General features: G+C 64.6%; 18 protein-coding genes. 5 read left to right on the forward strand and 13 right to left on the reverse strand.

The genetic code is table 11. The features are described 5' to 3' along the window. Positions 1-26: 26 nt before the first annotated feature. Positions 27-1,163, reverse strand: coding sequence for a succinyl-diaminopimelate desuccinylase (gene dapE / locus Q9R30_RS15675; RefSeq protein ID WP_311218181.1), 1,137 nt, complete (start codon positions 1,161-1,163; stop codon positions 27-29). A gap of 50 nt (positions 1,164-1,213) precedes the next feature. Between dapE and dapD the strand changes: the two genes are divergently transcribed. Both dapD and Q9R30_RS15685 read left to right on the forward strand, forming a co-directional pair. Continuing rightward, on the forward strand, positions 1,214-2,236 hold the full coding sequence (gene dapD, locus Q9R30_RS15680; protein WP_104998525.1) for a 2,3,4,5-tetrahydropyridine-2,6-dicarboxylate N-succinyltransferase: 1,023 nt from the start codon (positions 1,214-1,216) through the stop codon (positions 2,234-2,236). 7 nt (positions 2,237-2,243) lie between these two features. Next, a complete protein-coding gene (locus tag Q9R30_RS15685; protein WP_311218182.1) occupies positions 2,244-3,101 on the forward strand; it encodes a hypothetical protein in 858 nt (285 codons plus the stop codon). 37 nt (positions 3,102-3,138) lie between these two features. On the opposite strand, the gene Q9R30_RS15690 is transcribed toward Q9R30_RS15685, so the two are convergent. Beyond that, positions 3,139-3,750, reverse strand: a complete 612-nt coding sequence (locus Q9R30_RS15690) for a hypothetical protein (protein ID WP_104998527.1) — start codon at positions 3,748-3,750, stop codon at positions 3,139-3,141. A 101-nt stretch (positions 3,751-3,851) separates the two neighbouring features. After that, positions 3,852-4,454, reverse strand: coding sequence for a TetR family transcriptional regulator C-terminal domain-containing protein (locus Q9R30_RS15695; RefSeq protein ID WP_311218183.1), 603 nt, complete (start codon positions 4,452-4,454; stop codon positions 3,852-3,854). Positions 4,455-4,588: 134 nt separating this feature from the next. Here Q9R30_RS15695 and galE point away from each other — a divergent pair, with 134 nt between their 5' ends. Further along, on the forward strand, positions 4,589-5,602 hold the full coding sequence (galE, locus tag Q9R30_RS15700) for a UDP-glucose 4-epimerase GalE (RefSeq protein WP_311218184.1): 1,014 nt from the start codon (positions 4,589-4,591) through the stop codon (positions 5,600-5,602). A gap of 151 nt (positions 5,603-5,753) precedes the next feature. Here the strand turns inward: galE and Q9R30_RS15705 are convergent, their stop codons facing one another. The 3 genes from Q9R30_RS15705 to fdxA form a co-directional block, all read right to left on the reverse strand. After that, positions 5,754-7,040, reverse strand: coding sequence for a citrate synthase (locus Q9R30_RS15705; protein ID WP_104998530.1), 1,287 nt, complete (start codon positions 7,038-7,040; stop codon positions 5,754-5,756). 241 nt (positions 7,041-7,281) lie between these two features. Then, on the reverse strand, positions 7,282-8,433 hold the full coding sequence (dapC, locus tag Q9R30_RS15710) for a succinyldiaminopimelate transaminase (RefSeq protein WP_311218185.1): 1,152 nt from the start codon (positions 8,431-8,433) through the stop codon (positions 7,282-7,284). A gap of 14 nt (positions 8,434-8,447) precedes the next feature. Beyond that, positions 8,448-8,774, reverse strand: a complete 327-nt coding sequence (fdxA, locus tag Q9R30_RS15715) for a ferredoxin (protein WP_013601705.1) — start codon at positions 8,772-8,774, stop codon at positions 8,448-8,450. A gap of 136 nt (positions 8,775-8,910) precedes the next feature. Between fdxA and Q9R30_RS15720 the strand changes: the two genes are divergently transcribed. Further along, on the forward strand, positions 8,911-9,150 hold the full coding sequence (locus Q9R30_RS15720; protein ID WP_104998532.1) for a hypothetical protein: 240 nt from the start codon (positions 8,911-8,913) through the stop codon (positions 9,148-9,150). A gap of 287 nt (positions 9,151-9,437) precedes the next feature. Here the strand turns inward: Q9R30_RS15720 and typA are convergent, their stop codons facing one another. Then, complete coding sequence (gene typA, locus Q9R30_RS15725; RefSeq protein WP_104998533.1) at positions 9,438-11,366, reverse strand: translational GTPase TypA; 1,929 nt, start codon at positions 11,364-11,366, stop codon at positions 9,438-9,440. A 268-nt stretch (positions 11,367-11,634) separates the two neighbouring features. Here typA and Q9R30_RS15730 point away from each other — a divergent pair, with 268 nt between their 5' ends. Beyond that, positions 11,635-12,477: an SGNH/GDSL hydrolase family protein gene (locus Q9R30_RS15730; protein WP_311218186.1), complete on the forward strand. Its 843-nt coding sequence runs from the start codon at positions 11,635-11,637 to the stop codon at positions 12,475-12,477. Between the two features lie 67 nt (positions 12,478-12,544). Here Q9R30_RS15730 and Q9R30_RS15735 read toward each other — a convergent pair whose 3' ends face one another. From Q9R30_RS15735 to ychF, 6 genes are all read right to left on the reverse strand, one after another. Beyond that, on the reverse strand, positions 12,545-14,251 hold the full coding sequence (locus Q9R30_RS15735; protein ID WP_104998535.1) for an ABC transporter ATP-binding protein: 1,707 nt from the start codon (positions 14,249-14,251) through the stop codon (positions 12,545-12,547). Positions 14,252-14,262: 11 nt separating this feature from the next. Beyond that, positions 14,263-15,207 carry an ABC transporter permease gene (locus Q9R30_RS15740; protein ID WP_311218187.1) on the reverse strand — a complete coding sequence of 315 codons (945 nt, stop codon included), beginning with the start codon at positions 15,205-15,207 and terminating at the stop codon, positions 14,263-14,265. Further along, positions 15,197-16,126 carry an ABC transporter permease gene (locus tag Q9R30_RS15745; protein ID WP_104998537.1) on the reverse strand — a complete coding sequence of 310 codons (930 nt, stop codon included), beginning with the start codon at positions 16,124-16,126 and terminating at the stop codon, positions 15,197-15,199. Before Q9R30_RS15745 ends, Q9R30_RS15740 begins: the two co-directional genes overlap by 11 nt. Before the next feature lie 122 nt (positions 16,127-16,248). Then, on the reverse strand, positions 16,249-17,934 hold the full coding sequence (locus tag Q9R30_RS15750) for an ABC transporter substrate-binding protein (RefSeq protein ID WP_104998538.1): 1,686 nt from the start codon (positions 17,932-17,934) through the stop codon (positions 16,249-16,251). A gap of 269 nt (positions 17,935-18,203) precedes the next feature. After that, positions 18,204-19,976, reverse strand: a complete 1,773-nt coding sequence (locus Q9R30_RS15755) for an ABC transporter family substrate-binding protein (RefSeq protein WP_311218188.1) — start codon at positions 19,974-19,976, stop codon at positions 18,204-18,206. An 84-nt stretch (positions 19,977-20,060) separates the two neighbouring features. Beyond that, positions 20,061-21,146, reverse strand: a complete 1,086-nt coding sequence (ychF, locus tag Q9R30_RS15760; RefSeq protein WP_104998540.1) for a redox-regulated ATPase YchF — start codon at positions 21,144-21,146, stop codon at positions 20,061-20,063. Positions 21,147-21,218 lie beyond the last annotated feature (72 nt).

The raw sequence follows: 21,218 nt of genomic DNA on the forward strand, positions 1-21,218 counted from the left end.
GTGGTCCGGGCCATCGCCGTTTGAGATTAGTCGGACAACCAGTCCTGCAGTGCCCGCAGGCAGGTCCGAATGGCTTCAGCGTCCACGTGCTCGTTGTCCTTATGCGCCAGCAGCGGGTCGCCGGGGCCGAAGTTCACTGCCGGGATCCCCAGTTCGCTGAAGCGAGCGACGTCGGTCCAGCCGTACTTGGGCTTAGGCTCGGCCCCAACCGCCGCAACGAAGGATGCCGCGGCGGGGTGGTGGAGGCCGGGCCGCGCCCCGGCGGCGGCATCGGTACGGACCACGTCGAATCCCTCAAGGAGTTCCCGCACCACGGCTTCGGCCTGGTCCGGCGTCTTGTCCGGGGCGAAGCGGTAGTTGATCTCCACAACGCAGCGGTCCGGAATGACGTTTCCGGCAGTGCCGCCGTTGATCTTTACGGCGTTGAGGCTTTCCCGGTACTCCAGTCCGTCCACGTTGACGGTTGCCGGCTGGTAGGCCGCAAGCCTCTCCAGGACGGGCGCTGCCGCGTGGATGGCATTGCTGCCCATCCACGCGCGAGCTGAATGGGCAGCTTCCCCCACCGTCGTTACCTCAAACCGGCTGGTGCCGTTGCAGCCGCCTTCCACCGTCCCGTGGGTTGGTTCCAGCAAGATCGCGAAGTCTCCGTCCAACAGGTGGCCGTGGTTCCGCACCAGCCGCCCAAGGCCGCTCTTGACGGCCTCGACTTCCTCGTGGTCGTAGAAGACAAAGGTGACGTCCCGCTTCGGCGAGGCGCCGTCGTCGAACATTGCGGCGGCCAGCGCAAGCTGCACCGCGACGCCGCCCTTCATGTCCGTCGCGCCGCGGCCGTACAGTATCCCTTTGCCGGGAACACCCGATGCCCAGGTGGAGGGTACGGTCCCTCTGGCACCGTCCGCCAGGGGCAGCGGAACGGTGTCCAGATGCCCCGCCAGGATGACCCGTTCCGGACAGCCCAACTCAGTACGGGCGATCATCGAATCCCCGTCCCGGAGCACGCTCAATTGGGGGATGCCCAGCAGCGCCGCTTCTATGGCGTCCGCCAGTTCCGTTTCATTCCCGGACACACTGTTGATGTCCATGATGGCGGCTGTAAGGAGCGCAACGTCCTGGCGGAGGTCGAGCGTCAGGGTGGAAGGGTCCGGAGTGGTTTCGGCAGTCACGAAGCCAGTCTAGTTCGGACCCTGCCGCTGCCCCTCGATAGACTGGGGCCATGACTGAGACTGCTTCTTCCGCCGTGCCCGAAACCTCGAACGCAACCACCGACGAACGCTCTGCCTACGGGTTCGGCGTGGCCACCATTTCCACCGGTGACGGCACCGTATTGGACGTGTGGTTTCCGGCACCGGCCCTGGGTGTTGCGGCCGAGAACCTGCGTTCCGTTGAAAACGCAGATGAGTCCCTCGCCCTGATCGCCGGGAACGGCGCCGACGAGGACCGCGGCACGGAACAGAAAGTGGTCTTTGTCCAGATCAACCTCGATGAGGCGCCGGCCGATACCGCCGATGCGTACCTGCGCCTGCACCTCCTCTCGCACCGCCTGGTCCAGCCCAACACCATCAACCTGGACGGCATCTTCGGCAACCTGCCCAACGTCGTGTGGACCAACTACGGCCCCGCCCCGGTGGAGGGGTTCGAGCTCACCCGCGCGCGGCTGCGGCGCCGTGGCGCCGTCACTGTTTACGGCATCGACAAGTTCCCGCGCATGGTGGACTACGTGGTGCCCACCGGTGTAAGGATTGCCGACGCCGACCGCGTGCGCCTGGGTGCCCACCTGGCCGAAGGCACCACCGTGATGCACGAAGGATTCGTCAACTTCAACGCGGGAACCCTGGGCACCTCCATGGTGGAGGGCCGTATCTCTGCCGGCGTCGTGACCGGCAACGGCAGCGACGTCGGCGGCGGCGCGTCCATCATGGGCACCCTCTCCGGCGGGGGCAAGGAAAAAATCACCATCGGCGAGCGGGTCCTGCTGGGCGCCAACTCAGGCGTCGGCATCAGCATCGGTGACGACTCCGTGGTTGAGGCCGGGCTCTACGTGACGGCGGGAACCCGCGTCCGCATCCCGGGACCAAAGGATGAGGTGGGGGAAGACACCACCAAGATCGTCAAGGCCGCGGAACTGTCCGGCGTGCCCAACCTGCTGTTCCGCCGCAACTCCACCACGGGCGCGGTGGAGGTCCTCCCCCGCCAGGGCCAGACCGTGGAGCTGAACGACGCCCTGCACGCCAACTGATCCATCCATGGCACGAAGACGCAGCCTGCGCACCCTCGCGGTACTGGTGCTCACCCTGGCACTGGTAGCCGGCGGCACCTACTCGGCCGTGTTTTTCCTGCAGCGTTCCGAAACCCTCGTTTCGGAACGCTGCAGGGCCGTCATCGGCGAACGGACATCCGAGCTGGCCCCGGACCAGGCCGTCTATGCCGCGCTGATCACCGCCGTTGCGGTGCAGCGCGGACTTCCGCCGCGGGCCGCGAGCATTGCGCTGGCCACCGCCATGCAGGAGTCCAAGCTGCGCAACATTGAGCATGGAGACCAGGCCGGCCCGGATTCCCGCGGGCTGTTCCAGCAGCGTCCTTCCCAAGGGTGGGGAACCGAGGCGCAGATCATGGATCCGTACTATGCGGCGAACGCCTTTTACGACGCCCTGGTAAAAATCCCCGGGTATGAGTCACTGGAAATTACCGAGGCAGCCCAGCGTGTGCAGCGCTCCGCCTATCCCGCGGCCTACGCGCAGCACGAGGAAATGGGACGGACTTTTGCCTCCGGCCTGACCGGCCAGACGCCCGAGGCCGTCCAATGCACCCTTCGGGCGGCCGGCACCGGCGGCGATGCCGCAGCAGTGTCCGCCGAGCTGGACCAGGCATATGGTCCGCTGGAAACAACTGTTGACGGTGAGACCCTGGTGGTCGAGGCCGCGGGAAGCCAGGCGTGGTCCGTGGCCCAATGGGCGGTCGCCAACGCCAAAGGCTTTGAGGTCACGCAGGTCGAGGTGGCGGGCAGAAGCTGGAACCGTGCAGCGCGGGACGGCTGGCAGGAAGCTGCGGATTCGGAGGGCGGGGTGCGGATCACGGTGGCTGCGGGAGACGCCCGCAGCTGAGGACCGGCGGCTCGGCCAGGCGGGAGGTGGAGACTCCCTAAACCAGGATCTCCACCACTGGCTGCACGTAGCTGCGGAAAAGCTCCGGCTCGCCCATCAGCTTGTTGCTCATGAGGATTTTGTCCGGCTCCATGTACCAGGCCCGTTGTTCGTTCAACGGCAGCTCGATGATGGTCAGCTTGAAGTCACGGGAATCACGGCCCACCTCCATGAGCCTGTCATCCACCATGTCCTCAAGAAGCTGGTCAGCGCCGGTTGCAGCCCGCTCCGCCTCAATCTCGGCGTACTCACTCCTGCGCTCCCGCGCCCAGGTAAGGGCAGCCCCGAAGTGTGCCTGCAGCACCCGCTGCAGCGCGGGTGAATTGCCGAAGGCCTCGAAGTTGGGCGGGGACAGTTCCGGGGACGTCTGGGGATGGGCTTTGAGCAGCTGTTCCCACCAGGCTTCCCACTCTGTCTTCAGGGCACTCAAACCACCAACATCCGCGGTCAGGTGCGAATGGTCGGCGCGGCGGACCTTGGGCGCTGCATGGGACAAGGATGGCTGGCCTGCCCCGTCAAGCCCTGCCGTATCCCGGACGTACAGGGCTATCATCATGGGCCCTGACGTGTCCGTGGTGATTTGCCACCTGGTACCGCTTGTCTGGTGCATCCGATGTCCTTCCGTGGCGTGCTCTTACCGGGGTTGGGTGATCGGGCAGCGCCCCCTGCTAATCAGTGTATTCCCCCCAATGCCCACGTTAGTGGCTGTCATCACATCCCGTCGAGGTGCCTTTCCAGGACGTCAACGCACATTTCGCGCGTCATCCATCCGGGTTGCAGCAGTGCATGCATGCACAGCCCGTCGAGCGTTGCCAGAAGCCGCTCCGCCTCCAGCACAAGGCTTTCCTGCGGCTCGCCCTCCGGCATCAAGGCGCTGACCACGCTTCCCACAATGACCGCAACCTCCCGGTGGCTCCGGTCTGCCTCAGCGGCGAGGAACGGCCGGACCCTGGCAGCATTCTTGAACGCCATCCAGGCGCACGCCTCCAGCGCCCGCTGCTCATCCAGGGGCAGGATTCCGCACAGCAGGGTTAAAACTGCCCCGCGGTGCCCGGCGGAGCCGGATACTGCATCGTGCACAGCGGGCAGCGATGCTCCAAGGCGGCCTACGATGCGGTCCACCACCGCAGTGAAGGAGAAGGAGAGCAATTCCTCGCTCCCGGAGAAATAGTGCCGTACGGAGCCGACAGCCAACCCGGCTTCATCGGCCACTTCCCGCAGCGAGGCCCGTTCCAGCCCGTCACCTGCAATGATCCGGAGAACTGCTTCAACCACGTCCTGGCGCCGGGCTTCGGCATCTACTATTTTGGGCACTACTTCTATTTAGCATGGATGTGCTCTATTGCGGGCCCCGGCATGCCGTGCATGCATGCATCGGACATGGCACCTGCTGCCCGGCATCCGGGACGAGGCGGCAGCGGCCGGGGAAGTTGGGATAGCGTTGAGGCATGAAAATTCTGGTCACCGGAGGCACCGGCTACATTGGTTCCCACACTGTTTTGTCCCTGCAGGAAGCCGGCCATGACGTCGTGGTCATCGACAACCTGGTCAACTCCAGTGAAGAGTCCCTCCGCCGGGTAGCCGAACTCAGCGGGAAGACGGCCGAATTCCATAATGTCGACCTCGTGGACGAGGCTGCCGTAGAGCGGGTCTTCGCCGCCGGAGCCATTGACGCCGTGATCCACTTTGCAGGGCTGAAAGCCGTGGGCGAGTCCGTCCGCGAGCCGCTCAAGTACTACTACAACAACCTGGTGGGGACCCTGAACCTCATCCGGGTGATGGACCGCCACGGTGTCCGGTCCATCGTGTTCAGCTCCTCAGCCACCGTCTACGGCGAACACAACCCCATCCCCTACGTCGAAAAGATGGAGATCGGGGCCAACAACCCTTACGGCCGCACCAAGGAGCAGATCGAGGACATCCTCTCGGACCTCGGGTCAGCCGACACCCGCTGGCACATTGCCCTGCTGCGCTACTTCAACCCGGTTGGCGCCCACCCCTCCGGCCGGATCGGCGAGGACCCCCAGGGCATTCCCAACAACCTGGTTCCGTTCATCGCGCAGGTGGCCGTGGGCCGCCGGGAAAAACTGATGGTGTTCGGCGGCGACTATGACACTCCCGACGGCACGTGCCTGCGCGACTACATCCACGTCGTCGACCTTGCCGAGGGCCACGTGGCCGCGCTGAACCACGTTGCGGACCGTGCCGGTGTGTTCCGCTGGAACCTTGGCTCCGGCAAGGGCTCCTCCGTCCTGGAGGTCCTCCGCTCGTTCGAGAAGGCGGTGGGCAGGCCTATCCCCTACGAGATCACCGGCCGCCGCGCGGGCGACCTCCCGGCCTTCTGGGCCGACGCCACCTCCGCCCTGGCCGACCTCAGCTGGGCCACCACCAAGACAGTGGACCAGATGTGCGAGGACCACTGGCGCTGGCAAAAGAACAACCCGAATGGCTACTTGGCTTAAAACCGCAACGCGGGGTCACTTAACGTCCTTCCAGGACGCTTTATCGGGCGTGGAGTGACCCCGCGTTGCTTTAAGTGGTGATGAACGACGGCGGCTGCCCACCTCGCAAGGTGGGCAGCCGCCGTCGTAATTGCAGTTATTGGTCCGGAGGCTAGCGGACCGGGTAGTCCCGCTCCGGCTCGCCGATGTACAGCTGGCGGGGGCGGCCGATCTTGGTGTTGGGGTCGCTGATCATCTCGCGCCACTGGGCAATCCAGCCCGGGAGGCGGCCGATGGCGAACAACACCGTGAACATCTTCTCCGGGAAGCCCATGGCCTTGTAGATCAGGCCGGTGTAGAAGTCCACGTTCGGGTAGAGCTTGCGCTGGATGAAGTAGTCGTCGTTCAACGCCTTCTCTTCCAGGCGCAAGGCGATGTCCAGCAGTTCGTCGTTGCCGCCGAGCTTGCTGAGGATCTCGTGGGCCGTGGCCTTGACGATCTTGGCGCGGGGATCGTAGTTCTTGTAGACGCGGTGCCCGAAGCCCATGAGGCGGACGCCGTCTTCCTTGTTCTTGACCTTCTCCATGTAGTCCTCGGGCTTGGTGCCGTCGGCCTGGATCTGGCGGAGCATCTTGAGCACGGCCTCGTTGGCGCCGCCGTGGGCCGGGCCGAAGAGCGCGTTGATCCCTGCGGATACTGAGGCGAAGAGATTGGCGTTGGAGGAGCCCACCAGCCGCACCGTGGAGGTGGAGCAGTTCTGTTCGTGGTCCGCGTGCAGGATGAGCAGCAGGTCCAGTGCCTTCGCGACGACGGGGTCCACTTCGTACTGTTCGGCCGGAAGCCCGAAGCTGAGGCGCAGGAAGTTCTCCACCAGGTTGTGGGAGTTGTCCGGGTACAGCATGGGCTGGCCGATGGACTTCTTGTGCGCGTACGCCGCGATGACCGGGAGCTTGGCCATCAGGCGGATCGTGGAAACTTCCACCTGTTCTGCGTTGAACGGGTCCAGCGAGTCCTGGTAGAAGGTGGACAGCGCGGAAACGGCCGAGGAGAGGACGGGCATGGGGTGCGCGTCACGGGGGAAGCCGCCGAAGAAGCCCTTGAGCTCCTCATGCAGCAGGGTGTGCCGCCGGATCTTCTGGTCGAACGCGTCCAGTTCCGTGGGCGTGGGCAGGTTGCCGTAGATCAGCAGGTAGGACACCTCGAGGAAGCTGGAGTGCTGCGCCAGCTGCTCGATGGGGTATCCGCGGTACCGCAGGATGCCCGCATCGCCATCGATGTAGGTGATGGCCGAGGTGGTGGCTGCGGTGTTCATGAAGCCAGGGTCAAAGGTGACTGCGCCCGTCTGCTTCAGCAGCTTGGAAACGTCGTAGCCTTCGTTCCCTTCAATAACCTGGATGCGCGGGAGCTTAAGCTCGCCTCCTGCGTGGAGCAGGGTCGCTGCGTTGTTGGTCTCAGTCATGGAGTCCCCTTCATGAGGCTTCTGGGCCTCTGTCGAAAGCTTGATCCAACATCAGGTGAGCCGCGCACTGACCCTGAGAACACAGGTTCCAACACCCGGGCTGCCTTCTTGTAGAGGGCCACCATTGATAGTCACTTAAAAAGTACCCGCTCCTTGGCGGGTGTCACTAATCCAAGACGCGGCCGAAGCCCCTAAAATAGGGCCCTTGTGGCGCGAGTCACACCATTGTTACGGTGCTGCTCTACTGCCGCGCCGGTGCCAGCCGGGACACTGCGGCATCGATGCGCTCATCCGAACCCGTCAAGGCCACGCGGATGTAGCCGTTGCCCGCCTCGCCGTAGAAAACCCCGGGGCCCACAACGATGCCGCGCTCTGCCAGCCGCCCCACTGTGTCCCACGTGCTCTCCCCCGCGGTGGACCAAAGGTACAGTCCGGCGTCGGAATCCTTGATCTCCAGGCCGAAGTCCAGCAGGGCCGGGACCAGCCGTTCGCGGCGCCCGCGGTACAGGTCCTTCTGCGCCTCTACGTGGGCGTCGTCGCCGAGCGCCACCCGCATGGCCTCCTGGACCGGGTAGGGGACAATCATGCCTGCGTGCTTGCGGCTGTTGACCAGGTTGGGCATCAAGTCAGGATCTCCGGCCACAAATGCCGCGCGGTAGCCTGCCACGTTGGACTGCTTGCTGAGGGAGTAGACGGCGAGGAGCCCCCGATGGGAGCCTCCTGCTACCCGGGGGTCCAGGATACTGGGAACGGCCTGGCCGCCGCGCTGGACGTCCCAATCGCCCCAGCCCAGCTCTGCGTAGCACTCGTCCGAAGCCACCACGGCGCCCAGCCCACGGGCGTGGTCCACGAGCGTTTTCAAGGATTCCACGCCCCGGACACTGCCTGTGGGGTTTCCGGGCGAGTTGACCCAGATGAGCCTTACCCGCGCCCGCGTGGCGTCGTCGAGTTCGTCCAGGTTGTCCGTCGCCACGGACGCGGCACCGGCGAGGGTGGCCCCGATGTCATAGGTGGGGTAGGCCACCTTGGGGCGCACGACGACGTCTCCGGGCTTAAGCCCCAACAGGAGCGGCAGCCATGCCACCAGTTCCTTGGAGCCCACGGTGGGCATGATGTTGCGGGGATCGAGGCCGGCAACCCCGCGGCGCCGCTCAAACCACCCGGCAATCGCTTCGCGGAGGGCCGGGGTGCCATGGACGGTGGGGTATCCCGGGGCGTCGGCGGCCGCCTTCAGCGCATCCTGGATCAGGGCGGGGGTGGGGTCAACGGGGGTGCCAATGGACAGATTGACCGCCCCGTCCGGGTGCTGCGCGGCCTTGGCGGCATACGGCGCCATGGCCTCCCACGGGTAATCAGGCAGGTCCAGGCCAAAGGTTCTTTCTGCTGCGGTCACGGTCCCTGCCCGGGTCAGTGGTCTTGGTTCTGCGGCGGCAGCGCGGCGATCATCGGGTGGTCCTTGCCCGTGTTGCCGATCTTCGCCGCGCCTCCAGGGGAACCGAGGTCATCAAAGAACTCCACGTTGGCCTTGTAGTAGTCCGCCCATTCCTCCGGGGTGTCATCCTCGTAGTAAATGGCTTCAACCGGGCATACCGGTTCACAGGCACCGCAGTCCACGCACTCGTCCGGATGGATGTACAGCGAACGCTCACCTTCGTAGATGCAGTCGACGGGGCACTCCTCAATACATGCCTTGTCCTTGACATCTACACACGGCTGCGCGATTACGTACGTCACGTCCCTGGCCTCTCCACGTTGGTTCCGGCGACCGCCGGTTCTTGCATCCGGCAACTGCGGCCGGACTCTTGACATCTGAGCCTATTATCTCCCAGCCCGTTCCCGCGAACCTAGCCGGGGCACCTAGTATGAACTGGTGAGTCAGCCTATACCCACTCCTTCCGGGTTCCTCTCATCCGCAACGCCTGGAACGAGGGTTGTGGTGCGCTACCGCATCGAGGACGGGCTCACGGATGCCCTCGGGCACCTCCTGGCCTGCGACGCCGGTGCGTGCACCATCCGCACGCGGCAGGCCGACGTCGTCATTCCCCTGGACCGTGTGGTGGCTGCCAAGGAAGTGCCGCCGGCACCGGAGCGCCGCCGGCCGCGCGCCTAGGCGGCCCACGCTGCGCAGGGACTGCCTCTGCAGCGCGCCATCGTCTCGATGCTGGGCGGATGGATACATGCCCCGCGCCACCCTGCGCACCGTGCCGTCAAGCACGCCCGCATCAATGGTCCGGCGGGAGACGCCCGCCTGCCGCAGGACGCGGGCGCCCGCTACTCCGAGGGCAATTCATTGCGCGGGGACTGCGCCCGCGCACCAAACCCGGGCCTTACTGCTCAGGGCGGAACGCAGAATGCCACCGGCACAGGGCCGGTGGCATTCTGGGGAACGCGGGGTTGCTAGACCTTGGCGCGGGCGCGGTTGGCCTTGGCACGCTCGTTGGTGTCCAGGATGACCTTGCGGATGCGGATTGCTTCCGGGGTAACCTCCACGCACTCGTCCTCGCGGGCGAACTCAAGGGACTCTTCGAGGGTCAGGTCGCGCGGCGGCGTCAGGTTCTCGAAGGTGTCGGAGGAGGCTGCACGCATGTTGGTGAGCTTCTTTTCCTTGGTGATGTTGACGTCCATATCGTCGGCGCGGGAGTTCTCGCCCACGATCATGCCCTCGTAGACCTCGGACGTGGGCTTCACGAAGAAGGAGCCGCGTTCCTGCAGGTTGATCATGGCGAACGGGGTCACAACGCCGGCGCGGTCAGCGATCATCGAGCCGTTGGTGCGGTACTCGATGGGGCCGGCCCACGGCTCGTAGCCCTCGGAAATTGAGGCTGCGATGCCTGCGCCGCGGGTGTCCGTGAGGAACTTGGTGCGGAAACCGATCAAGCCGCGGGCCGGGACGATGAACTCCATCCGGCACCAGCCGGTGCCGTGGTTGGCCATGTTGGTCATGCGGCCCTTGCGGGCTGCCATCAGCTGCGTGACGGCGCCGAGGTACTCTTCCGGCACGTCGATGGTCATGTGCTCCATCGGCTCGTGGACCTTGCCGTCGATGGTCTTTGTGACAACCTGCGGCTTGCCCACGGTCAGCTCGAAGCCTTCGCGGCGCATCTGCTCAACCAGGATGGCCAGCGCGAGCTCGCCACGGCCCTGGACTTCCCAGGCGTCGGGACGCTCGGTGGGCAGAACCTTGATGGAGACGTTACCGATCAGTTCCTTGTCCAGGCGGTCCTTCACCTGGCGGGCCGTGACCTTGGCACCCTTGACCTTGCCGGCCAGCGGCGAGGTGTTGATACCGATGGTCATGGAGATCGCGGGATCGTCCACGGTGATCAGCGGCAGCGGCTGCGGGTTCTCGGCATCGGTCAGGGTCTCACCGATGGTGATTTCCTCGATGCCGGCGACGGCGACAATCTCGCCCGGCCCGGCGGATTCTGCCGGAACGCGGTCCAGCGCCTTGGTGGCCAGGAGCTCGGTGATTTTGACGTTCTTGAGTTCACCGTTGGCGCGGGCCCAGGCAACTGTCTGGCCCTTGCGCAGGGTGCCGTTGTAGATGCGCAGCAGCGCCAGGCGGCCCAGGAACGGGGAAGCGTCCAGGTTCGTGACGTGCGCCTGCAGGACACCTTCGGGGTTGTAGGTGGGAGCCGGGATGTGCTCGATGATGGTCTTGAACAGCGGCTCAAGGTCCTCGTTGTCCGGGGCGGCACCATTGGCGGGCTGCTCCAGCGACGCGCGGCCAACCTTGGCGGCGGCGTAGACAACCGGAACCTCAAGGACCTTGTCCAAGTCCAGGTCCGGCACCTCATCGGCAAGGTCGGAGGCCAGGCCCAGGAGCAGGTCCATGGACTCGTGGACAACTTCGTCGATGCGGGCGTCGGGACGGTCGGTCTTGTTGACCAGCAGGATCACGGGAAGGTGCGCAGCCAGGGCCTTGCGCAGCACGAAGCGGGTCTGGGGCAGCGGGCCCTCAGAGGCATCAACGAGGAGGACAACGCCGTCAACCATGGACAGGCCGCGTTCCACCTCGCCACCGAAGTCGGCGTGGCCGGGGGTGTCAATGACGTTGATCGTGATGGTCTGGCCGTTGGAGGACGGACCGTTGTAGGCCACCGTGGTGTTCTTGGCCAGGATGGTGATGCCCTTTTCGCGCTCCAGGTCACCGGAGTCCATCACGCGGTCTTCGAGGTGGTTGTGCTCGGCAAAGGAGTTGGTCTGCTTGAGCATGGCGTCGACCAGCGTGGTCTTGCCGTGGTCAACGTGGGCCACAATCGCGACGTTGCGGAGGTCACTGCGTGATGCAGTGGCTACCGCGGTGTTGGTGGTGGTTTCAGACATGCGTAATGGCTCGATTCAGTGGGTCAGCTTTGAGGCATCGCGACATTTCCAACTGGAACGCACGACGGATCCGGCCCTTAGCACAGGGCACCTTCCCCAAGTCTAGCCGCACAGGCATTTATTGGCCTAAATTTTTCCGCTGTCCGCGGATCCGGCGGCCCGCCAACCGCCCCGCCACGGCGCATATTTGTGGGCAAGATCACTGGCGGATCCTGCGGCGATGCCACATGATTGCTCTGACATACCGCGCGAGCCTGAAAGACACCAGATGCGAAATGCCTTGGCCGCCGTGGCCTGGAACCGCCGCCGTACCGCGGCCGGCGCCGTTGCGGTTATCGCCGTGACCGGCGCCATTTTCCTCTCCGGCTGCGCCCTGCCCGCCCCGTCCGTCGAGGGCCCAGCGTTCGTGTCCGCGGGGGCTGCCGCTTCCGGCGTCCTCAACCCTGGCAACGGCCGGCTTGAGGCGGTGGTCCCGGAGATCGGCAGGACCGTCCTCCTGATCGGCGATTCACAATCCGAGCCGGCCGACGGCTGGCCGCGCCTGGGCCTGGCCGCTGCGGGATACCGGGTGTACTTCTGCGGCAGGGGCGGCACCGGCTTTGTCACGTCGAAAGGTGCCACCGGCAACTACATCGATGCGCTCCTGCGCGGTGACTGGCTGCTCCCGGCCGGCACGCCCGCGTTGATCGTGGTGCAGGGCGGCGGCAATGATGCCACCAGCGGGGCCAGTGACAGCGCCATCGTTGCCAATGCTGAGCGCCTGATCGGGGAGCTCCAAAGGCGGTACCCGGGCACGCGCCTGGCGATGATCGGAACACTGGCCCGCGGCGAAGGCCATGGCGGAGGCCGGCGAAGCGAAGTCGACGCCCTGCTCGGCTCCGTGGCGGCGGCCCACGGCCTGCCCTTTGTATCCGTGGGTGACTGGCTAACCAAATACGGCCTTGTTAAGGACCTCGCGGATTCCGTGCATATGAACCCGGGGGGCCGCCGGGCGCTGGGCACGCTCCTTGAGGGCCACCTCCGCGAGCTGGGCCTGGAGCGAAAGCCGACGGCGGACGCTGACCCGCTGCTGGATGCGCGCACCGGAGACGCGGGTCTGGGCCAGGACTGAAAACGGCAACGGCCGGCGCCGGAGTCTGATACCCCGGCGCCGGCCGTTCCGCGTTGCTGCCGCCTGGCTACGCCACTTCCGGCGGCAGCATCAGCTTGGCGCCGGGAATGGCATTGAGCAGGGCCTTGGTGTAGTCCTGCTGCGGCGATTCGAAGACGTCGTCCGTGGATCCGGTCTCAACCAGGCGCCCCTTTTCCATAACGCAGACGTGGTCCGCGATCTGGCGCACCACCGCAAGGTCGTGCGTGATGAAGAGGTACGTCAGGCCGAGGTTCGACTGCAGGTCCGCCAGGAGGTTCAGCACCTGCGCCTGGACCAGGACGTCCAGGGCGGACACCGCTTCATCACAGATGATCACTTCGGGATCCAGCGCCAGCGCACGGGCAATGGCCACGCGCTGCCGCTGCCCGCCTGAGAGCTCGTTCGGGTACCGCTGCATGGCGGACTGCGGAAGGGCCACCTGGTCCAGCAGTTCCCGGACCTTTTTCTCGCGGGTCGCGTTGTCGCCGATCTTGTGGACCCGCAACGGCTCTTCAATGGTGCGGAAGATGTTGTACATCGGGTCAAGGGAACCGTATGGGTCCTGGAAAATGGGCTGGACCCGGCGGCGGAACCTGAAGAGTTCCGCAGGCTTCAGGGCAGACGTGTCCAAGCCATCAAACAGGATCCTGCCCTCGGTCGGCTTCTCCAGCTGGAGCACCATCTTGGCCACGGTGGACTTGCCGGAACCCGACTCCCCCACGATCGCCGTCGTGGTTCCCCGCTTGACGTCGAAACTTACGCCGTCAACGGCGGCAAAGTCTGAAGCTTTCCCGAAACCCTGCCGGAGCCTGTAGACCTTGCGCAGGTCCTGGATCTGCAGGACGTTGTCCGCCGCTGCCGCTTCCGCAGCCGGGGCCAGGAGGTCCGCCGTTTCCACGCCCTGTTCCTTGGCGGCCTGGATACGCCGGCTGGCCAGCGAAGGAGCGGACTCGACGAGCCTCTTCGTGTAAGGGTGCTGCGGGTTGCGCAGCAGTTCCAGCGAAGGCCCCGCTTCCACAACCTGCCCCTGGTACATCACCACCACCTTGTCCGCCCGTTCTGCAGCCAGGCCCAGGTCGTGGGTAATGAGCAGCACCGAGGTGCCCAGTTCCGTGGTCATGGTGTCCAGGTGGTCGAGGATCTGCCGCTGCACGGTCACATCCAGGGCGGACGTCGGCTCATCGGCAATGAGCAGCCGCGGCTGGCAGGACAGTCCAATGGCAATAAGCGCGCGCTGCCGCATGCCGCCGGAGAACTCGTGCGGATACTGGTTGGCACGCCTGCGCGCATCCGGAAGCCCGGCTTGGGACAGTACCTTGGCAATGTCCTCCGGCCCGCTCGGCCTGCCGTTGGCGCGCAGGGTCTCCTTGACCTGGTATCCGATTTTCCAAACAGGGTTGAGGTTGGACATGGGGTCCTGCGGCACCATGCCGATGGTATTGCCGCGCAGTTCGATCATCCGCTGCTCTGTGGCGTGGGCGATGTCCTCGCCGTCGAGCAGGATCTGGCCGCCGGACACCCGGCCATTGTTGGGCAGCAACCCAATGGCTGCCAGCGCCGTCGTGGATTTGCCTGAACCCGACTCCCCAACGATGGCCACCGTCTCACCGGGCATGATAGTCAGGTGCGCATTGCGGACTGCCTGGACGTCCCCGCCGCTGGTCTTGAACGTTATGGCGAGGTCGCGGATTTCCAGCAGCGGCCTCACTCCGGTGGTGCCGGCCTCATCGATGCGGATTTTTGGAGTGGTCATCTCGTTATCTCTCATCGCTGACGGCTCTTGGGGTCGAGGGCGTCACGTACAGCATCGCCCAGCATGATGAAGCTCAGGACCGTAATGGACAGGGCCGCGGCCGGATAGAGCATGATTTCGGGCCTGGTTCGAATGGACGCCTGGGCGCCGGCGATGTCATTGCCCCAGGACATGATGCTCTGCGGCAGGCCTATGCCCAGGAAGGACAGGGTGGCTTCGGCCACGATGAACACGCCGAGTTCCAGTGTGGCAAGGACGATAATCGGGGCCAGTGCATTCGGCAGTACGTGCCGCACCAGGGCCCCGAACTTGGAGACGCCCAGGGCACGCGCCGCGGTGACGAAGTCAGCGTTGCGTACCTCAATGACGGCGCCGCGGGTGATGCGTGCCATCTGCGGCCACGCCAGCAGCGAAATCACAAAGACCACCGTCCAGACGCCCTTGTTCTCGCGGAAGAGGGGAAGCTGGGTGATGACCAGCGCGCCGAGGATCAGTGGCAGGGCGAAGAAGATATCACCCAGGCGTGCGAGCACGGCGTCAATCCAGCCGCCGTAGTAACCGGCCAGGGCACCCACGGTGACACCGATGACCAGGACGCACAGCACGGAGAGCAGGCCTACTGACAGCGAGGCCTGGGTCCCGTGGATGACGCGGGAGTACACGTCACAGCCCTGGAAAGTGAAGCCGAAGGGGTGGCCCAACGTGGGCCCGCCCTCGGAATTGGCCAGCTCGCAGCCCTCGTTGGGAGGCACGGAAGTAAAGAGTCCGGGGAACAGCGCAATCACGGTCAGCGCCACGATGAGCAGCGCCGAAATGATGAACAGCGGACGACGGCGGAGCTTGCGCCAGGCGTCGGACCACAGGCTGAGCGGGGCCTGGTCAGTCTTTACGGCATCCGTTGCCAGCAGAGGAGTTTCGTCGATGGGCGCCACAAAGTGGCTGTTATTACTGGTCATAGCGGATCCTCGGGTCAAGCCAGGCGTAAAGGAGATCGACAAGCAGGTTGGCCACTACGAAGACCAGCACCAGCACGCTGACGATGGAAACGATGGTGGGACCCTCGCTGCGGAGGACCGCCTGGTAGAGCTTGTTGCCGACGCCGGGCACGTTGAAGATACCCTCCGTCACGATCGCGCCGCCCATCAGGCCGCCGAGGTTGGCTCCAAGGTAGGTCACCACGGGAATCAGCGAGTTGCGCAGGATATGGGCCACGACCACCCGGGGCCGCGACAGGCCCTTGGCGGTGGCTGTGCGCACGTAGTCGGCGTTCATGTTTTCGCTGACCGAGGCGCGGGTGAGGCGGAGGACATAGGCGAAGGACACCAGACCCAGGACAACGGCGGGCAGCAGCAGGCTCCCCCAGTCGGCGTTGGCGCCGACGGTAGGTTTCGCCCAGCCGAGCTGGACGCCGAAGACGAGCTGGAAGACGAAGCCCAGCACGAATGTGGGCACGGCGATGACCACGAGCGAGGCCACCAGGACGGTGGAGTCGAACCATCCGCCGCGGCGCAGGCCTGCGAAAACACCGAATGCCACGCCGAAGATCGCTTGTATGGCCAAGGCCTCGACGGCCAGCATCGCGGTGACCGGGAAGACGCGGGCCAGGCTGGCCGCAATGGGCTGGCCCGTGAAGTCGTTGCCCAGGTTGAACGTAAAGAGGTTCTTCAGGAACAGTCCGTACTGGACCCAGAACGGTTCATCAAGGTGGTACTGGCTGCGGAGGGTGTCGATGACGGCCTGCGGGGGCTGACGGTCCCCGAAAAGCGCAGCGATAGGGTCACCCGGGAGGGCGAACACCATGTAATAGACCAAAAGGGTAGTGCCGATGAAGACAGGGATCACTTGCAGGAGTCGGCGCAGAATAAAGCGGACCACCGGATCACCAGCCTTCCGGTTGGGAAGAAAACAGGTTCATTGGTGCCTTCCTGCCGTGCAAGCCAATGGGGGCCCGGCGGTAGCCGGGCCCCCATGTGCTTACCGACAAGTTAGTTCTGGGACTACTTTGCGGTGATGCCGTAGTAGAGGATGCTGCCGTTCCAGCCGGTTTCAGCCTTGACGACGTTGTTGCTCCACACGATCGGCCGTGCCTGGTCCCAGAGCGGCAGGCCCGGAAGGTCCTCGAAGAGGATCTCCTGTGCCGCGTTGAACTTGGCGTTAGCCTCATCCGTGGTCTTGGCCGCCAGGCCCTCCTTGAGGAGCTTGTCGAACTCGGGGTTCGAGTACTTCTCGTAGTTGGAGGATGCGCCCGTGGCCCAGACCGGCCCCAGGAAGTTGTAGAGCGACGGGTAGTCGCCCTGCCAGCCTGCGCGGCTCAGGCCCGGGAGGGACTGGGACTTGCGCAGGTTCAGCACCTCGGCAAACTTGGCGAAGGGCTGGATTTCAGCCTGGATTCCCAGGTTGTTCTTGAAGCCGTTGGCGACGGCGTCGATCCATTCCTTGTTGCCGCCATCGGTGTTGGAAGCGATCTGCAGCGGCTTGGAATTGTCGTACGGCTGGATCTTCTCGGCCTGCGCCCACAGGTCCTTGGCCTTTGCGGCGTCGAACTTCAGGACCTCGCTGCCCTTGAGTCCTTCCTTGAAGCCGTCGATGACCGGCGGGGCGTAAGCCTTGGCCGGGGTACGGGTGCCGTTGAAGACGACCTTGGCGATTTCCTCGCGGTTGATGGCGTGGGAAAGTGCCTGGCGGCGGAGCTTGCCGGCTTCACCCTGGAAGTTCGGGTTGTAACCCGGGATGTTCAGGGTGGAGTTGGTGGCAACGGGCTTGGTGGCGTTACGGTCCGGGAAGTCCGAAACGTACGTCTTAAGCGCGTTCGAGGGGAGGACGTCGGTTACGTCCAGGTTGTCCGACTGCAGGTCGGTGTACGCGGGGCCCGGATCGGTGTAGAACTTGAACGTCACGCCGCCGTTCTTCGACTCGCGGGGGCCGCTGTAGTCCGGGTTCTTCACGAGGGAGATGGACTGGTCGTGAACCCAGGCGCCCTCCTTCTCCATCTTGTACGGGCCGTTGCCTACCGGGTTCTCACCGAATGCCTTCGGGTCTGCCAGCGCCGCGGAGGGGAGCGGGAAGAAAGCCGAGTAGCCGAGCCGCAGGGACCAGTCAGCTTCGGGCTGGGCCAGCTTGACCGTAAGGGTGGAGTCGTCCTTGGCCTCGAGGCCGGACATGGTTTCCGCGGTGGGCGCGGGAGTGGTGGTGGTCTTACCGTCTGCAGACTTTTCGGTGGTTACCGCCGAGACTTCCTCATAGCCGGCGATGGATTCAAAGAAGAACCCGTTGTTCTGCAGGTTCTTCGAGTTCGCCGCGAAGTTCCAGGAATCCACGAACGTCTTGGCAGTGATCTCTTCACCGTTGGTGAACTTCTGGCCCTGCTTGATCTTGATAGTCCAGTTCTGGGCGTCCGGCGACTCGATGGATTCTGCAAGCGCGTTTACCGGCTTGCCATCAGCGCCGTAGGTCCGCAGGCCCTCGAACAGAAGCTCGACGACGCGGCCGCCGTAGACTTCGTTGGTGTTGGCCGGCAGCAGCGGATTTTGTGGTTCGTTGCTGTAGGCAGTGATGACCTTGTTCGGGTCGCCGGCGGCGTTGCTGGCTCCATCAGTGCTGCCGCCTCCAGCGCCGCAGCCGGTCAGGGCAAGTGCTGCTATTGCCAGGATGCCCAGTGCTTTGGAAGTGCGCGTAAAACGCATTCCGCCTCCTATGAGTTGTGGGAGATAAAGAGGGGGAATCTTGTGCTCCCCCGCAGGCGAGACCCAGCTGTCCGCTGTGACGCAGCCTACATATACGAGTAGCCTAACCGCACGAAGTCCGAATACTGGGACCCCGTTGCTAAACCGTGACCGGCGGGTTTCTGAACGCTTGGTCGGTCAACAGAAGTTGTGCAGGTCACATGCTACTCGCCGGTAGCTGCGGCGGCCAATCGGGGAAGGAGGGAAGCTGCCACTCAGGTCTGCTGGCCTCACGACGGGGTGGCAAGCCGCCAGTCCCACACGTTCCACCAGACACCCAAGGGACCCGAGCTCGTTTTGACGCCGGCGACCCGGGCGTTGAAGGCAGTGGTACCGATCGTCTGGTACAGCGGGAGCCCATAGGCGCTCTCCCAGATCTGCCTGTCGATCTCGGCCAGGAGCTCGTCCTGCTTGCCCAGGTCGGTGGTGCCGGCCAACTGTTCCATCGCCTTGTCTGCATCGCCGTCGGAGAAGCCGTTGAAGTTGCTTCCCGCGCCGGTGCGGAAGATTTGGGGGACCCGGCTGACGCCGGCACCCGTGCCGATCCATCCGAGCAGCGCGGCTTCGTAGCCCCCACCCCCGAGCGACCGCGCCCAGTCCGCGCTTGCCTGCCCGCCGTCAACCACTTGGAAGCCTGCGCGCGCTGCCGAGTCGCGGATGAGGGCAAAGGCTTTGGCCCTGTTGGGGTTGTCGCGGTTGTAGAGGATCCGGACCGTGGGGGTTTTGCCGTCCAGGAGGGCCTTCGCCCCCTCAATGTCCACTTCCGCATAGTCGGCTGAGCCGTTGTTCTTCACGGTGTCGTTGTACTTGGGCTGGGCGGGCAGGAAAACGTGGGAATCCAGGGGCTTCGCGTCCGGCAGAAGGTCCCCCACCACGGCGTCAACGATGGCCTGCCGGGGAACCGCCTTGAGGAACGCCCGGCGGACGCTTTCGTCCAGGAAAGGCCCGGAGAAGTTGAGGTCCAGGTGGTCGTAGCCGGACTGGTTGTACCGCTCAACTGTGATGCCCTGGCCGGCCAGCCCCGCCAGGAGCTCCTCCGTTTCGGCCGATGGCTGCGGGGAAATGATGTCGGCCTGGCTGTTCCGGAGCGCATCGACTGCCGCGGGCACGGCGCCGGTGAATCGCACGTTGATTTCATCCAGCCAAGGTTCCTGTCCCCAGACGTAGTCACGGTTCCGGACGAGTTTCATGGAAACTTCCGGGATGATCTCCCGGACGATGTACGGGCCGCTGGAGAGGAACACGGCAGGATCCTCGGGAAGGCCCTTGGAGTCGAATCCGGAGTTCCAGAAGTCGCTGACCTGCTTCAGGGGTGCGTTCAAAGCCGGCTTCTCCGCGTCCCCGCGGGGTGAGTTCCTGATCAGGTCGATCAGGTCCTCTTCGTCGTTGAGCCCACCTTTGGCTGCAACCACGTGGGCCGGCAGCCCGACATCGAACGCCACTTCCCAGTCGGCGTACGGAACGGTGTACTCGAGGGTGATGGAGCGGCCGTCCGCCCCGACTTCGGGAAGTACGGTGCCGGCGAGGCCGCTGGTGTCGGAGGCAACGGAAAAGTACTTGGTGCCAGTCCCCGCCAGGGGGTCGGCATCGTCAAAGTACCCCGAGCCCGCGGCCCAACTGAGCAGGAGGTCGCCGGCGTCGATCGCTTCACCGTCGGACCACGTGACGCCCTCGTTGACGGTATACCGCACCTTCAGCGGCTGGTCTGAAACCTTCTCGAAGCGCCCGAACTTTTCGTTCCGCACCACCTTGGCGGCATCGTCCAGGTAGTAGAAGCCCGAATGGGTGATGTAGCCGATTTTTGTATTGATATCGGTGTTCCCATCGGCACTGTACGGGTTGAAGGACGAGAAGGCGTTAACCTCCGCGACGGTGGCGCTGCCGCCGCGTTTGGCCTCCCCCACCACCACGGGTGCAGTGTCTCCATTGCCGGAGCAGCCTGACAGGACCAGGGCAGACGCTACCGCCGCGGTGATGTACTGCATCAGGCGCCTGACCGGCATGCCGCCTCCTTGTTTGTTTCTGCGGGAGGGGCTCCTGGAATCGCCAGGATCACGCCCTTTATTCAGGATAAGGCGTCCGCCGGATCAGACGTTGAAGCGGAACTCCACAACGTCGCCGTCGGCCATGACGTATTCCTTGCCCTCAATCCTGACCTTACCGCGGGACTTGGCCTCCGCCATGGATCCGGCTTCAATGAGGTCGTTGAAGGACACCACCTCGGCCTTGATAAATCCGCGCTGGAAGTCTGAGTGGATTACCCCTGCTGCCTGCGGTGCAGTGTCCCCCTGGCGGATGGTCCAGGCCCTGGTTTCCTTGGGGCCTGCCGTGAGGTACGTCTGCAATCCCAGGGTGTGGAAGCCGACGCGCGCCAACTGGTCCAGGCCGGATTCGTCCTGGCCATTCATCTCCAGCATTTCGCGGGCCTCTTCCTCATCGAGTTCCACGAGGTCGGCTTCGAGCTTGGCATCAAGGAAGACGGCGTCCGCCGGGGCAACCATGGCCCGCAGTTCTTCCTGCTTTTCCGGGCTGCCCAGGATGGCTTCGTCGGCGTTGAAGACGTAAATGAACGGCTTGGCCGTCAGGAGGCCGAGCTCCTTGAGGTGTTCCATTTCCAGCTTGTCGCTCTTAATGGAAGAGAAGATGGTGTCGCCGCGCTCCAGGACTACCTGGGCTGCCTTGATGGCGGCAAGCTCGGCGGCTTCCCGCTTCTTGATCTTGACTTCCTTTTCGATCCGCGGAATGGCGTTCTCGATGGTCTGCAGATCGGCGAGGATCAGTTCGGTGTTGATGGTTTCCATGTCGGAGCGGGGGTCCACCTTGCCGTCCACGTGGATGACATCCGGGTCATCGAACACCCGCACCACCTGGGCAATGGCTTCCGCCTCGCGGATGTTGGCCAGGAACTTGTTGCCGAGGCCCTCACCCTCGGACGCGCCCTTGACGATGCCGGCAATATCCACGAACGACACCGGCGCGGGCAGCAGCCGCTGCGAGCCGAAGATATCGGCCAGCTTCTGGAGGCGGGGGTCGGGCAGGTTCACGACGCCGACGTTGGGTTCGATGGTGGCGAACGGGTAGTTCGCGGCCAGGACCTGGTTGCGGGTGAGTGCGTTGAAGAGAGTTGATTTGCCGACGTTGGGCAGTCCGACGATGCCAATAGTAAGAGCCACGAGTATTGATTCTACCCGCAGGGCGTCCGCCCACCGTAACGGGCAGGGAGTCCCGTGCATGCCGGGGAAAAT

It is taken from the genome of Arthrobacter sp. AB6 (assembly GCF_031844545.1).
Classification (GTDB): domain Bacteria; phylum Actinomycetota; class Actinomycetes; order Actinomycetales; family Micrococcaceae; genus Arthrobacter.